The 13,727-nt window shown below is 57.9% G+C and carries 14 protein-coding genes and 1 riboswitch; of the genes, 12 read left to right on the forward strand and 2 right to left on the reverse strand.

Annotation, left to right across the window (positions count from 1 at the left end):
• The first annotated feature begins 2 nt into the window (after positions 1–2).
• The 8 genes from VNL17_03655 to rnhA all read left to right on the forward strand — a co-directional run bounded on the left by VNL17_03655 (position 3) and on the right by rnhA (position 7,981).
• Positions 3–1,226: an amidohydrolase family protein gene (locus VNL17_03655; GenBank protein ID HXI83167.1), complete on the forward strand. Its 1,224-nt coding sequence runs from the start codon at positions 3–5 to the stop codon at positions 1,224–1,226.
• A complete protein-coding gene (locus VNL17_03660) occupies positions 1,213–1,842 on the forward strand; it encodes a hypothetical protein (protein ID HXI83168.1) in 630 nt (209 codons plus the stop codon). The genes VNL17_03655 and VNL17_03660 overlap by 14 nt, the downstream gene beginning before the upstream one ends.
• Entirely contained in the window at positions 1,826–2,992 is a 1,167-nt protein-coding gene (bioF, locus tag VNL17_03665) for an 8-amino-7-oxononanoate synthase (GenBank protein ID HXI83169.1), read from the forward strand. Before VNL17_03660 ends, bioF begins: the two co-directional genes overlap by 17 nt.
• Positions 2,976–4,250, forward strand: coding sequence for an adenosylmethionine--8-amino-7-oxononanoate transaminase (gene bioA, locus VNL17_03670; GenBank protein HXI83170.1), 1,275 nt, complete (start codon positions 2,976–2,978; stop codon positions 4,248–4,250). The genes bioF and bioA overlap by 17 nt, the downstream gene beginning before the upstream one ends.
• Before the next feature lie 30 nt (positions 4,251–4,280).
• On the forward strand, positions 4,281–5,099 hold the full coding sequence (gene amrB / locus VNL17_03675) for an AmmeMemoRadiSam system protein B (GenBank protein HXI83171.1): 819 nt from the start codon (positions 4,281–4,283) through the stop codon (positions 5,097–5,099).
• A gap of 74 nt (positions 5,100–5,173) precedes the next feature.
• Positions 5,174–5,491 carry an iron-sulfur cluster insertion protein ErpA gene (gene erpA, locus VNL17_03680; protein ID HXI83172.1) on the forward strand — a complete coding sequence of 106 codons (318 nt, stop codon included), beginning with the start codon at positions 5,174–5,176 and terminating at the stop codon, positions 5,489–5,491.
• Between the two features lie 12 nt (positions 5,492–5,503).
• A riboswitch (TPP riboswitch) is annotated at positions 5,504–5,609 on the forward strand.
• Positions 5,610–5,655: 46 nt separating this feature from the next.
• Positions 5,656–7,425 (forward strand): phosphomethylpyrimidine synthase ThiC, encoded by a 1,770-nt coding sequence (gene thiC, locus VNL17_03685; GenBank protein HXI83173.1) that lies wholly within the window; start codon positions 5,656–5,658, stop codon positions 7,423–7,425.
• 25 nt (positions 7,426–7,450) lie between these two features.
• Entirely contained in the window at positions 7,451–7,981 is a 531-nt protein-coding gene (gene rnhA, locus VNL17_03690) for a ribonuclease HI (protein HXI83174.1), read from the forward strand.
• On the opposite strand, the gene VNL17_03695 is transcribed toward rnhA, so the two are convergent.
• On the reverse strand, positions 7,973–8,437 hold the full coding sequence (locus VNL17_03695; GenBank protein HXI83175.1) for a hypothetical protein: 465 nt from the start codon (positions 8,435–8,437) through the stop codon (positions 7,973–7,975). The two genes, rnhA and VNL17_03695, sit on opposite strands and share 9 nt — an antisense overlap.
• Positions 8,438–8,478: 41 nt before the next feature.
• Here VNL17_03695 and VNL17_03700 point away from each other — a divergent pair, with 41 nt between their 5' ends.
• Both VNL17_03700 and VNL17_03705 read left to right on the forward strand, forming a co-directional pair.
• Positions 8,479–9,660 (forward strand): Gfo/Idh/MocA family oxidoreductase, encoded by a 1,182-nt coding sequence (locus tag VNL17_03700; protein ID HXI83176.1) that lies wholly within the window; start codon positions 8,479–8,481, stop codon positions 9,658–9,660.
• 273 nt (positions 9,661–9,933) lie between these two features.
• Complete coding sequence (locus VNL17_03705) at positions 9,934–11,568, forward strand: hypothetical protein (GenBank protein HXI83177.1); 1,635 nt, start codon at positions 9,934–9,936, stop codon at positions 11,566–11,568.
• Between the two features lie 340 nt (positions 11,569–11,908).
• Here VNL17_03705 and VNL17_03710 read toward each other — a convergent pair whose 3' ends face one another.
• Positions 11,909–12,496, reverse strand: a complete 588-nt coding sequence (locus VNL17_03710) for a TMEM175 family protein (GenBank protein ID HXI83178.1) — start codon at positions 12,494–12,496, stop codon at positions 11,909–11,911.
• Between the two features lie 89 nt (positions 12,497–12,585).
• Here VNL17_03710 and VNL17_03715 point away from each other — a divergent pair, with 89 nt between their 5' ends.
• Together VNL17_03715 and VNL17_03720 are read left to right on the forward strand one after the other, a co-directional pair.
• Entirely contained in the window at positions 12,586–13,212 is a 627-nt protein-coding gene (locus VNL17_03715) for an NAD(P)-dependent oxidoreductase (GenBank protein HXI83179.1), read from the forward strand.
• Positions 13,209–13,706: a VOC family protein gene (locus VNL17_03720; protein ID HXI83180.1), complete on the forward strand. Its 498-nt coding sequence runs from the start codon at positions 13,209–13,211 to the stop codon at positions 13,704–13,706. The genes VNL17_03715 and VNL17_03720 overlap by 4 nt, the downstream gene beginning before the upstream one ends.
• Positions 13,707–13,727: the final 21 nt, after the last annotated feature.

A 13,727-nucleotide genomic window follows, 5' to 3' on the forward strand; every position in this document is an offset into this window, starting at 1 on the left:
GCATGATTATTCGCGCTCGTCACGTGTTGCCGATGGATCAGTCGCCGATTGAGGACGGCGCCGTGGTCGTGGAAGGCGGCGACATCGTGGCGGTCGGCAGGACGTCCGAAATCCGCGCGGCGCATACCGGCGAAGTGCACGACCTGGGAGAACGCGTGCTTGCGCCCGGCCTCATCAACGCTCATTGTCACCTCGATTACACCCGCCTGCACGGCGAGGTCGAATGGCACGGCAGCTTCACCGCATGGATCCTGCAGTTGGTTGCGGCAAAACAATTACACCCGGAAAAAGATTTCGTGGACGGGATTCAACGCGGGCTCGGTATGTTGGCGCGCTCCGGGACAACGACGGTGGTAAATATCGAGTCGTTTCCCGGATTGCTCGAGCAGGTCCTGCCGACGAAGCTGCGCGTGTGGTGGTGCCTTGAGCTCATTGACCTCAACCGCGCGGAAGAGGCAAAGGCAGTGGCCACGGGGGCGCTGGAGTTCATCGCCGCGCATTCGATCACGCGAGGAGGCTTCGGACTTTCACCGCATGCCCCTTACACAGTGAGCGGGGAATTGTACCGGTTGTCCGCGCAATATGCGCATGGGCGAAACATTCCGTTGACGACTCACGTTGCTGAATCGGAGGAAGAGGACGATATGGTTCGGCGCGGCACGGGACAAATGCACGATTACTTTCTGCGCGCCGGCCGCGACATGAGCGACTGTAAACGGGTGGGACCGGTCCAGTTGTTGTCCGAATATGGAGTGCTTGGGCCCGGCTGTATCGCCGCGCACACGAATTGTCTGACACCGCTGGACATCACTCTCCTGAGGCGGACGGGGACGCATGTGGTACATTGCCCAAAGACGCATCATTTCTTCCACCGCGGCATGCCTTTTCTAGAGACCATGAAGAAGCAAGGGATCAACGTCTGCCTGGGCACCGACAGCCTGGCGAGTAACGATTCGCTGAACATGCTCGACGAAATGCAGCAATTGGCGCAGATCCTCCCGCTCCTGCCGCCACAGGAATTGTTGGAAATGTGCACGGTGAACGCGGCGCGGGCGTTGAACCAGTCCGGAAAGCTTGGGGTAATCACGCCCGGCGCGGGGGCGGATTTGATTGCGGCGCCTTTGGAAGGGGCGGGCGGCGATCCGTATGAGGCGATCGTGTTTGCGAACAAGGCAGTGAGTTTTTCAATGGTGGGAGGAGAGGTGCTTTTTGATGAAGCCAAATAGTGTTCGTAGTTGGTGTTGTGGCGGACTGGTGGTGGCCGCCTTTTTCTGGGGAACCACAACAAGGTTGGCCGGCGAGGCAGCGCCGACGACAAGCCGCGTGGCGAAACTTACCGATGCCCAAATGGGTGAAATACTGCAGGGGGCGATCCTCCTGGCGCGGATGGGGCTGTACGACGAAGCCGAGCAACAATGCAGCAAGATCCTGTTCCAGGATCCGAAACAGCCGACCGTGAAGCAGCTGTTGGAGGAGATCCAGGAAAAGAAGCGCCAGCAGAATTCATCTTCCGACCTGCGGCATAAACTGGATGCCACGACGATCCACGAGTTGAATGTACGCGATACGACCGTGACGGAAGTGATTGGCCTTTTACAGGCGGACGGCCAAAAGGTTTCCGGGGACAAGACGCCGATCAATTTCGTGTGGCAAGCCCCCGAGGCGTCGAAGACCGCCAGGGTCACGCTAAATCTTCACGATATCCCTCTTGGCGACATGTTAAAATACGTGACCGAAGGAGCCGGACTGCGGTATCGGGTCGACACCCACGCCATCGTCATCTACAAGCCGTTGCCGATTGCGCCGAAAGAATCCGCGCCCGCGAATGTCACATTTGAATGACCAACTCGGTGTTGATCTCGACAAGACCCGCGCGGAGGGCCTGTACCGGAGCCTGCGAACACTCACCTCGGCGCAGGGCCCGCGCATTGTCGTTGACGGTCATGAATTGCTTAACTTCTCCAGCAATGATTATCTCGGGCTGGCAAACGACCCTGTAATAAAAGGGGCGGCGGCGGCGGCAATTGAAACGTATGGGGTCGGCGCGGGTGGGTCACGTCTCGTTTGCGGCAACCTGCAACCATACGAAGACCTGGAGCGGAAGCTCGCCGCGTTCAAGGCCAAGGAGGCGGCGATCGTTTTCGGAAGTGGTTATGCGGCCAACATCGGCGCCATTACCGCGCTGGTTGGCGAGGGCGACATGGTCATCCTCGACAAGCTCGACCACGCCAGCATCATCGATGGCGCGCGACAGAGCGGCGCGACCATTCGGGTGTATCCGCATAAGAACCTCACGAAGCTGGAGGCTATTCTCCAGCAGGGCGACGCTTTCCGTCGCAAGCTGATCGTGACCGAGACGGTGTTCTCGATGGACGGTGATCTGGCTCCGTTGGCTGAAATCGTCGCCTTGAAAGAGAAGTACGGCGCGTGGTTGATGATCGATGAAGCGCATGCGACGGGATTATACGCGGGTAACCGTCGCGGCATCGCGGAAGCCGCAGCCGTTGAGGGCCAGATTGACATCACGCTGGGAACGCTCAGCAAGGCGCTCGGGTGCGCAGGCGGCTTTGTCGTGGGCTCGCAGCCGCTGATCGACTTCTTGCGGAATCGCGCCCGCAGCCTGATCTATTCGACGGCACTGCCGCCGGCAATATGCGCGGCGGCAGTGGCGGCGGTTGATTTCGTGATGAGCGAGGACGGCCACCAGCGCCGTGACCGGCTCTGGCGGAATGTGAGCGCACTGAAGAATGGCTTATCGGCGGTTGGCGTTCTGAATGAATCGCGGAGTCCGATCATCCCGATCATCGTCGGCGATGAAGGCCAGGCTGTTGAAGTCTCGCGCCAGTTGCAGGAGAACGGCATTTTTGTCCCCGCGATCCGATTCCCGAGTGTGCCCAAAGGCAAGGCGCGCTTGCGTGTGACCGTAACGGCGGCGCATGAACCGCCGGACATTGAACGGTTCTTGAAGGAGTTCGGTGACCTCGCTCGCTGACAAAGATCATCGCTTCCTCTGGCATCCGTTCACACAGATGAAGGATTGGCTGGCGGAGGAGCCGGTCATTATCGAGTCGGGAGAGGGTGCGATTCTTCGGGACACGAACGGGCGCGAGTATATCGACGCCAACTCTTCGATTTGGACCAACCTGCATGGGCACCGGCATCCCGCGATCACGCAGGCGATCAAGGATCAGCTCGACCAAATTGCGCATTCATCATTTCTCGGTCTTTCGAATGCGCCGGCCATCCAATTGGCGGAGAAGCTGGTCAACATCGCGCCGCGCGGGTTGACGCGGGTGTTCTATTCGGACGACGGCTCGACCGCGATGGAAGTCGCGATCAAGATGGCGCTGCAGTACTGGCAGCATCAGCAGCAACCGCAGCGCACAAAGTTCGTCGCGTTTGCGGATGCCTATCACGGTGATACGCTTGGCGCGGTCAGTCTTGGCGGGATCGACCTGTTTCACGCAACGTTCAAGCCGTTGCTGTTTGATGTGATCCGCGTGAAGGACATGGCGCAACTGCGGAGCGTGGCGGACAGTACGTTGGCGGCGGCAGTGATCGAGCCGATGATTCAGGGGGCGGGTGGAATGAAGTTGTGGCCGCGCGGGTTGTTGAAGGAATTGCGCGCGTTCTGCATGCAAAACGGCGCGCTGCTGATCGTGGACGAGGTCATGACGGGCTTTGGACGCACGGGGAAGATGTTCGCCTGCGAGCATGAAGGAGTGACACCCGATTTGATGGCAGTGGCGAAGGGATTGACGGGCGGCTATCTGCCGCTGGCAGCGACGCTGACGACTGAGGAGGTATTCGGCGCGTTCCTCGGTGATTACAGCGAGTTCAAGACATTCTTTCACGGGCATAGCTACACCGGCAATCAACTCGGGTGCGTCGCGGCCTTGGCGAATTTGCGGGTCTTTGAGGAGGAACGGACTCTGGAGAAATTGCCACAGCTTTGCGGGCAGTTGCGGGGAGGACTAGAGGGTTTGCGTGAGCTGCCGCATGTCGGGGATGTGCGCTGCTTGGGAATGATCGGAGCGGTGGAATTATTTAAAGACGTGACCACGAAGGAGCCGTTCCCGCTGACGGACAAGATGGGCATGAAAGTGTGCGCGGAGATGCGGCTGCGGGGAGTATTAACGCGACCGATTGGGAATACGATCGTTCTTATGCCGCCGTATTGTATCAGCGCCGCGCAACTGGATCGGGTGATGAGTGTCCTTGCGGAAGCAATCCGGGTGGTGGTATCCTAGTCAACGCGGTAGTGGTCAAAGGGGTAAATCATGGTTCGTCCACCCGCAGTAGCCGGGCAGTTCTATCCAGGGACGGCGTCGGAGGTCGATGCCGCGCTGCAGACATTCATTCCTTTGTCGGCGTCGAAGCGCCGTGCTGTTGCCGTCGTTTGTCCACATGCGGGATGGACGTATTCGGGTCGTACGGCCGGTTTCGTTTATTCCCAGGTGGAAATCACGGACCGCGTCATTCTGGTCGGCCCGAATCATCAAGGTATTGGTAGTAAGTACGCTGTGTACGGTTCCGGTTCATGGCGCACGCCGGTTGGCGACGTCCCGATTGCCGAACCACTGGCCGCCGAGTTGTTGGACAATTGCGAATTGCTAGCTGAAGACGCGCGTGCCCATGGCGGCGAACACTCGTTGGAAGTACAGATTCCCATGCTATTGCGCGCCAACCCGAACGTGCGGATCGTACCCATACTTATCGGTGGCGGCTGGCCGGAAAGCGGTGGACGCAGCGATCTGCGCGAGATTGGCGGGGCCATTGCCCAGACGGTGCAGGAATTCGGGAAGCCCGTTCTGTTGCTGGCCTCGACTGACCTTAACCACTACGAAGACCAGGAAACTTCGCACATCAAAGACAAGTTGGTGCTGGATGCCGTTGTAAAGCTGGATGAAGACGCCCTGATGGACCATGTGATCGACGTGGAAGTTTCGATGTGCGGTGTTGCGTCGACCTACATTGTGTTGCATGCGGCGAAGAAACTGGGGGCGAAACGCGCTGAGTTGCTCGATTACCGCACGAGCGGCGACGTCAGCGGCGATTTCACGCGGGTGGTGGGTTATGGCGCGGTGGTGATTGAGTGAGCGGCAACGGCACAGGGGTTTGACATCGGGGGGCGAGCTTGTTACATTTGGAGTGCAGTTTGGTGGAGAATGACATGATTACACTTACGGAAAACGCCACGAAGCATATCAAGACGCTGCAGACCGACGAGGACAAGCAGGGGAAACCTTTGCGCGTGTATGTGGACGCGGGCGGGTGCTCGGGTATGGAGTACGGGATGGCGTTCGATGATAAGAAGGCCGAGGATGAAGTGGTGGCGCAGGACGGGGTCGAGGTGGTCATCGATCCGATGAGCATGAATTTTCTGAAGGGCAGCGAGATTGATTATGTGGACAGCCTGCAGGGTTCGGGATTCAAGATCAAGAACCCGAACGTGCATTCGAGCTGTGGCTGCGGCAAGTCGTTCAATTGACAATTTCATAGGCAGATTCGTTTGGGGAGCCTTTCGGGGCTGAGATTCCGCACGAGGCGGGAGACCCATAGAACCTGACCCAGGTAATGCTGGCGTAGGGAAACACGTTGTGAAGCCGACACCTGGTTCGTGGTGTCGGTTTTTTATTGGAGAGAAGGAGAGAGATGATTGCACCGAAGAACGGGAATGGCGAGGCGCACAGTCGCGAGATGCTGCCGAAATCAACGAAAGTGTTTGTGGAGGGGAAAATTCATGCGGGCATCCGGGTTCCTTTCCGCGAGATTGAGTTGTCGCCAACCGTGAGCCATACGGGGCGCGTCGAAGTCAACGAAGCGGTGCGCGTATACGACACGAGCGGACCGTGGAGTGATCCTAATTTTCACGGGGATGTGAACCAAGGGCTGCCTGCGCTGCGGAGCGACTGGATTCTTAAACGCGGTGATGTGGAGAAGGCTGAATCTTCCTACCGACCCATTGCGGGGCGCAGCGATGTGGAGATTCCCGCGACGTTGCGGCGTCAGCCATTACGCGCGAAGCCGGGGAAGATTGTTACGCAACTCCATTACGCCCGGCAGGGAGTTGTCACGCCGGAGATGGAATACATTGCGCTCCGTGAAGGACTGGAGCCGGAGTTTGTCCGAAGTGAAGTGGCCCGTGGACGGGCGATCATTCCCGCCAACATCAATCATCCCGAGAGCGAGCCGATGATTATCGGGCGCAACTTTCTCGTGAAGATCAACGCGAATATCGGTAATAGTGCCGTGGCCAGTTCGATTGAGGAAGAAGTCGAGAAGATGCGTTGGGCGGCGAAGTGGGGGGCGGACACGGTCATGGACCTCTCGACGGGCAAGAACATTCACGAGACGCGCGAATGGATTATTCGCAACAGCCCCGTACCTATTGGCACCGTGCCGATTTATCAGGCGCTGGAGAAGGTGGACGGCAAGGCGGAGGAACTGACGTGGGAAGTGTACCGCGACACACTCATCGAGCAATGCGAGCAGGGCGTTGATTATTTTACGGTTCATGCGGGCGTGTTGCTCCGTTACATCCCGATGACGGCGAAGCGCGTCACGGGGATTGTCAGCCGCGGCGGATCGATCATGGCTAAGTGGTGCCTGGCGCATCACCAGGAGAGCTTCCTCTACACGCGGTTCGCGGAGATCTGTGAGATCATGGCGGCGTACGATGTCAGCTTTAGTCTGGGCGACGGTTTGCGGCCGGGTTCGATTGCTGACGCCAACGACGAAGCGCAGTTTGCTGAATTGAAGACCCAGGGCGAACTCAACGAGATCGCGTGGGAGCACGGTTGTCAGGTCATGAATGAGGGTCCGGGCCATATTCCCATGCACCTCATCAAAGAGAACATGGAGAAGCAGCTGGAGTGGTGCGCCGAGGCGCCGTTCTACACACTCGGGCCGCTCACGACGGATATCGCGCCCGGCTACGACCACATTACCAGCGCCATCGGCGCGGCGATGATCGGTTGGTATGGCTGCGCGATGCTCTGCTACGTCACCCCGAAGGAACATCTTGGCCTGCCGAACAAGAAAGACGTCAAGGACGGCGTCATCGCCTACAAGATCGCGGCGCATGCCGCCGACTTGGCGAAGGGGCATCCCGGTGCGAAGCAACGCGATGATGCGTTGAGCAAAGCCCGATTTGAGTTCCGCTGGGAAGATCAGTTCAACCTGAGCCTTGATCCCGACACTGCTCGTGAGTTCCATGATGAGACGTTGCCCGCCGAAGGCGCGAAGCTGGCCCACTTCTGCAGCATGTGCGGCCCGCATTTCTGTTCGATGAAGATCACGGAAGATGTAAGGAAGTATGCGGAAGAGCAGGGGATTGCCGAGTCCGAAGCGTTGAAGAAGGGGATGGAAGCGAAGTCGAAGGAGTTCGTGGAGAAGGGCGCGGTAGTTTACGCGAAGGCGTAGATTGGCCGCGGGACAAAGCCTGCCGATTGAAGCGTTGAAGAAGGTCGTTATCCATACTGACGGTGCTTGCCAGGGAAATCCTGGGCCGGGCGGTTGGGCGGCGATACTGGAGTGTGAAGGACAGAAGCGCGAACTGAGCGGCGGCGTTCCGGTGACGACGAATAATCGGATGGAGCTGCAAGCCGTCATCGAGGCGCTGAACGCGCTCACAGAGCCCTGCGAAATCGAGTTCTATACCGATTCCGTGTACGTGAAGAATGGGGTAACCGAGTGGTTGTCGAATTGGAAGCGCAACGGTTGGAGGACGAAGGCGAAGCAGGCGGTGAAGAACGAAGATCTTTGGCGCGGGATTGATACATCCGCGGCAAAGCACCGGATTGATTGGCGCTGGCTCAAGGGTCATGCGGGACACGCCGGCAATGAGCGATGCGATCAACTAGCGGTTGAGGAGATCGCGAAAATGCGGCGGCTTTTCAAACCGGAGCAGTTGAAAGAAATGCTGGCTGAGTTTTCGGCAAAGAATGAACCCCAGCAAGTCGCGGGCGAATTATTTTAGTAAGCGCGGCCCCGCGGTTTTGTAGAACGCGACCAGAAACAGAGTGCCCAGCACCAAGTCTACTATTGCACCCCCCAGCGGGCCCACTGGACTCGGCGAAATGCGGCCTTGCGCGTTAAGAATGAGGGCGGCGATGCCAAACGAGAACTTCTCCAGGATGCCGGGAATTATGACCAGTCGATACCGGATTGGATCTTGCGCGATGAGCAAGAACACCACCTGCCAGGCGATAGCGATGCCAATGAACCCGTAGAAGAATTCCGGGTGCGTGATGAGCGGAGGGTACGTGCGCCCCACCTGTGCTTCCATGAAATACTGCGGGACGAGCACGATCAGCCCGTAGATGCCGGCAATGCGAAAGACCCATCGTGAGAAGTTCACGAGCGGATGAAAGCAAATTGGCGGGGTTCGTTCAAGAATCATTACCGGCATCGTCGTGGCCCGGCTTGCTTTCATGACACGGTCGCTTCAGAATTCGCTCAAGTTCCTGGAGGTATATGAAGAATCATTCGCGATCAGTGTTTGTTTTTGGCATTTATCTTCTTCTAGGCTTCGCGGCACTGCCGGCTTTTTCTGAGGAGAGAAAACCCGCGCCTTACGACGCGGCTACAGGGGCGGAGGAGAACAGGCCGCCGGTGCGTATTGCCATCATTGGGCTGGTTCACACGCATGTGCGGGGGTTCCTGCCGCAGGCGCTTACGAATGCAGAGGTGCAGGTGGTTGGTATCGTGGAGCCGGATCGCTCACTGGTGACGAAATTTTCCCGGCTTTACCAAATCAACACGAATTTATTTTACGCCAGCCTCGAACAGTTGTTTGCCAAAACGAATGCGCAGGCGGTGGCGACGTTTACCAGCACGTTCGATCATCGGCGGGTCGTGGAAGCGTGCGCGCCTCGCGGCATTCATGTGATGATGGAGAAACCGCTAGCGGTGAACATGGAGCACGCGCGCGCCATGGCGGCAGCGGCGAGGAAGGGCGGTATTCATCTGCTCGTCAATTACGAGACCACGTGGTACTCCGCCAATCACGCGGCGTATAACCTGGTCACGGAACAGCATGCGATCGGGGAGTTGCGGAAGTTTGTGGTCCATGACGGACATCCCGGACCGAAGAAGATCGGGTGTCCGCCGGAGTTTCTACAATGGCTTCTCGACCCGGTGCTGGACGGTGGCGGGGCGTTGCCTGATTTTGGTTGTTACGGCGCGGACCTGATGACGTGGCTCATGCAGGGGCAGCGGCCGACTTCGGTGTTCGCGGTGACGCAGCACCTGCAGCCGGAGCTTTATCCGAAGGTGGACGATGAGGCGACGATTGTGGTGACGTATCCCAAGGCGCAGGGGATCATCCAGGCGTCGTGGAATTGGCCGTACAACCGGAAGGACATGGAGATTTACGGTCAGACCGGGTACGTGCTGGTGCCGCGGGGTAATGTGTTGCGCGTGTTGAAAGGCGACCGACCTGAGAATGAAACGCAGGTGACCGTCCCGCCGTTGACAGGCCCGGAGACCAACCCGCTCTCCTATTTGGCGGCGGTCGTGCGCGGGGACATGCAACCGTCGGGCCTGTCGTCGCTGGAAGTGAACATGACGGTGACGGAGATTCTTGATGCGGCCCGCGAGTCCGCTAGGACTGGGAAGCGGATTGAGCTTCCCGCAGAAGCGCGGCCGCTTCGGTAGCGTGTGCGATCCACGCTTCTGTTCCATAAAGATCATCGCGTAGGCGTGACAGTACGCAACCGAACGAGGGCCGCTGAAGAGTAACAATAGCGAACAGGCGCGGAACGAAAGTCTCCGGAGTTTGTCGAAATGGGTAGAGGGACTTACTCGAAGTGTTAAAAACCGGTACGCCAAACGGGTGTGCATATGAAGAACGCAAGATGGGTTCCAACGGCCAAGATCATTTCCTGCCTTCTATTCTCGGTCCTAGCAGGGAGTCGAGTGCAGGCATATATGTACGCTCAAGCCGGCGTGGACAGTAACTTCGTGGTTGATGAAGGCCGGGTCATGTTCGTGCAGGCAGATGATTCTCTAACCGTGCTCAGGCTGGACGATGGGAAAGTGATGGCTCGAAAGCACGATATCGAGTACTCAGGGACTCTCCAGATGACAGCGGAAGGGGTGCTGGTATTGAAATACAGCGGGGCTTCGCTGCTGGACCCGACAAACCTCACGCTAAAGTGGAATTGCAACGGGGCCTACAATTCAATCGTTTCCGGTGACGTCTTGGTGACTTGCGACGGAAATGGGCTTATTGAATGCAGAAACTTGAGTAAAGGTCGGGTGCTCTGGTCGTATGAGCTTCCGGGTGCCCTGAACATAGCGGTCGACAGCGGCAAAGTCTTGCTGTTGCGCTCGGCGGTATACGAACGGCTCGATCGAGAGCCCACAGTCGTTCTACTGGAGTTGAAGACCGGGCGAGAATTATTCCGCAGAACCGCGCCGCAGGGAGTGAGCTATATTGCTGGTTACCTGGACGACGAAAGCGTCTACGTGGCAACCGGGACGTACACAGGACAATACGATCCGAAGTCACGAAGCCGCTTCGATCGTGGACGAGCGTCCGCTCGCTTCGAGAACCTTCTTATTTGGAACCTTGCAGGGCAGCAGGTGGAGTCAGTTCCTGCGCCAGATGCGCTCAAAAAGAATAGCCGAGAAGATGCATTTTCAATGTCTGGCAAAACCTTTGCCCAAGGACATGTTTGGGAAGGGCCGGATAAGATTCCACCTCGCCGACCAGGAGAAGGTAGAATGCGACAAGTCTCGAAGGATAAGCAAGGGGTCATGAACTTCGTCACCGAGTTTGTAGTAGACGGCGGATTGGTGACTGTGTTCGATCCCGAACGTTCCAGCGGGGATGTCAACTCCCGAGGTGAGCGATGTCGTATAGAATTCAAATCAGCCAGCGGAAATTGGCGTGGATCCTTGCCTTATCTGGGTGATCGTGGGCGGGTGGTCGCGGTTGCCGCAACGGGAAAATACCTGCTCTTCGGCTCGGATCTCGGTCACGTTGAGTGTGTGGAAAAGGAAAGTGGTAGGCACCGGTGGATTTACCAGTTTCCAACAATGAGGCACACGTTGTCGTATAGCAGTCCTAATGGAATGCCACCCTATGTCGCGACGGCAGCCAAAATCTACAGACTCGAGAATAAACGGAAAGCGGAATCAGGACTTGTACTTGACGGGGGCAGTCCACCAAAGCCGAATATTATTCTCGACCCCTCACCTGCGAACCCCTTTCGAGATCTTCCATTTTACCTGACGATCGCATGGAGCGGGGGTGTGTTGCCAATTCTAACAATCGGCATGGTCGCATGGTCGAGGAAGAAGCGGGGCTTCAGCGTCAGAATTTCAGCGATTATTGGTATTCTCCTCTCGATTGTCGCTGTTGTTTGTTACATGGAACTTGGGCGGGTTTCCGTTGGTAGCAGCCTTGTAATGCGCCTTGGAATCTCTGTTCCATGGCTGGTGGCGGGCTGCTTTACGCTGAACACGTTTAAGGAGAAGCATTGGGTGTCCGGAGTAAGTTTCGGGATTTGCCTGGTTGCCATTGCCGTCTTCATTTTTCCAGTGTTCGTGCGACTTTAGGTCCTGTTAAACGGCCTCCGGTAGAATATGTGCAGCCGGTACCGCACTTTGTATCGTTAAACGATAATTTGGCTGGACAGGATGGGGGCGAAAGGGTAGGCTCGACGGATCAACTCTCAACATTCAACTTTCAACGCCCAACGTTCAAGGGCACCAAAGAGGAATCGCGATGTAATGTCGCTCGTACGCAGAGAGGTGGCCCGACAAAAAACGCTATTTTGCGAAACGAACCCCCCAGTTAACTGCCCATTTTGCAAGGGCTTAGGCGAATGGGTCTCAGAAGGTGGCCACGCTCGGGTTGCGCCGCCGGCACGAATTCGGCGCGTGTCGTCGGACTCCGCTATTCTTTCTCTTTGTCGGCGAGGACACGTTCGATACGGGGGTCGGGGGCGAGCCAGAGGAGGGCGACGGTGATGAAGAGGGCATGGGAGATCCAGGGGCTGATGAAGGCGAGGGGGATAGCGAGGAGGTAGAGTACCGGCGAGAGTTTGCCTTTCCAGTCGTTGCCGATGGCGGCGGCGAGGAGGGAGTCGGGGCCTTGTTGTTTGATGATGGTGGATTGCAGAATGTAGTAGGCGAAGGCGGCCATTAGGAGGACGAAGCCGTAGACGGCGGTGGGTATCGATCCGAGATGGTTCTCGCCGACCCACGCGGTGGTGAACGGGAACAGCGAGAGCCAGAAAAGCAGGTGGAGGTTCGCCCAGAGGATGCCGCCCGAGACTTCTTCGGTGGACTGGAAGAGGTGATGATGGTTGTTCCAATAAATGCCGACGTAGATGAAACTGAGGACGTAGCTGAGGAGGACGGGCAGGAGCGGTTTCAGCGCGGCGAGGTCGGTCGCGTGCGGGACTTTCAATTCCAGCACCATGATGGTGATGATGATCGCGAGGACGCCGTCGCTGAAGGCTTCGAGCCGGGTGGTTTTCATTTCGCTGGCGCAGGATGCCCCAAGGCGACGGCATTTGCCGAGAGAAAAGTTGGGGAACCCATCGTCTGAGAGGCGCATCCTATCCGGAGATGAAACTGGCTCTTTTTGGCGCGAGCGGGATGATTGGCAGTCGCATTTTGAGTGAGGCGTTGCGGCGTGGGCATGAGGTCACGGCCGTAGTGCGTGACCCCTCGAAGTTCGCACACAAGCACAATCATCTTATGGTTGTGAAAGGCGATGTGCTTGATGCGGCCGGCGTGGCCAGGATTGCCAAAGGCCATGACGCGGTGCTCAGCGCGGTGGGGCCGGCACCGGAAGTCGTCAAAGGGGCCGCGCACTCATTGATCGACGGCCTGACACAGGCGGGCGTACGGCGATTGGTTGTTGTTGGCGGCGCAAGCAGTCTCGAGGTTTCGCCGGGTGTGCAACTCATCGATACTCCACTGTTCCCCAAAGAAGTCCTGCCTGTTGCTCGAGCACACGGCGCGGCGCTGGCGACATTGCGAAAGAATAAAACGTTGGATTGGACGTCTGTCAGCCCGGCGGCGATGATTGCACCCGGCGAGCGGACGGGGAAGTTTCGGCTGGGCAAAGATCAGTTGGTGACGGATGCGAAGGGCGAGAGCCGCATCTCGGCGGAGGATTACGCAATCGCATTTCTCGACGAGGTCGAACATCCGCAACATCTTCGCCAACGCTTTACGGCGGCCTATTGAATTCGACACGAACCATTGATCCCGGTGTCAGAGTCGGCCACGTGCATCTCAAAGTGGCTGACTTGGAACGGTCGCTGGCGTTCTATCGGGACGTGCTTGGGTTTGAGGTGATGCAGCGTTATGGGCGGCAGGCGGCGTTTCTTTCCGCCGGCGGTTATCATCATCACATTGGTCTCAACACGTGGGAGAGTGAGGGTGGTTCACCGCCGCCGATGGGCACGACGGGACTGTATCACGTCGCGATTCTCTACCCGAGCCGCGCGCTGCTGGCCGATGCGTTGCGGCGGCTCGTGAAAGCGGGAGTTCCGCTCGAAGGCGCTTCCGACCATGGTGTGAGCGAGGCGCTTTACCTGCGCGACCCGGACGGCAACGGCGTCGAACTATATTGGGACCGGCCCAAAGAGCAATGGCCGCGTTCGCCTGATGGCGGTGTGGCGATGTTTACGCGGGCGTTGGACGTGGATGAATTGCTCAAGGTGAAAATGGATGCCTGATAGGAATCTGGAAAACGCGAT

The sequence above is a fragment of the Verrucomicrobiia bacterium genome (assembly GCA_035577545.1).
Lineage (GTDB): Bacteria > Verrucomicrobiota > Verrucomicrobiia > Palsa-1439 > Palsa-1439 > Palsa-1439.

Excerpts from the sequence above, each read along its gene's own strand:
- VNL17_03655 (HXI83167.1), top strand. The coding sequence starts at position 3 with ATGATTATTCGCGCTCGTCACGTGTTGCCGATGGATCAGTCGCCGATT.
- VNL17_03660 (HXI83168.1), top strand. The coding sequence starts at position 1,213 with ATGAAGCCAAATAGTGTTCGTAGTTGGTGTTGTGGCGGACTGGTGGTG.
- bioF (HXI83169.1), top strand. The coding sequence starts at position 1,826 with ATGTCACATTTGAATGACCAACTCGGTGTTGATCTCGACAAGACCCGC.
- amrB (HXI83171.1), top strand. The coding sequence starts at position 4,281 with ATGGTTCGTCCACCCGCAGTAGCCGGGCAGTTCTATCCAGGGACGGCG.
- erpA (HXI83172.1), top strand. The coding sequence starts at position 5,174 with ATGATTACACTTACGGAAAACGCCACGAAGCATATCAAGACGCTGCAG.
- thiC (HXI83173.1), top strand. The coding sequence starts at position 5,656 with ATGATTGCACCGAAGAACGGGAATGGCGAGGCGCACAGTCGCGAGATG.
- VNL17_03695 (HXI83175.1), bottom strand. The coding sequence starts at position 8,437 with ATGAAAGCAAGCCGGGCCACGACGATGCCGGTAATGATTCTTGAACGA.
- VNL17_03700 (HXI83176.1), top strand. The coding sequence starts at position 8,479 with ATGAAGAATCATTCGCGATCAGTGTTTGTTTTTGGCATTTATCTTCTT.
- VNL17_03705 (HXI83177.1), top strand. The coding sequence starts at position 9,934 with ATGTACGCTCAAGCCGGCGTGGACAGTAACTTCGTGGTTGATGAAGGC.
- VNL17_03710 (HXI83178.1), bottom strand. The coding sequence starts at position 12,496 with ATGAAAACCACCCGGCTCGAAGCCTTCAGCGACGGCGTCCTCGCGATC.
- VNL17_03715 (HXI83179.1), top strand. The coding sequence starts at position 12,586 with ATGAAACTGGCTCTTTTTGGCGCGAGCGGGATGATTGGCAGTCGCATT.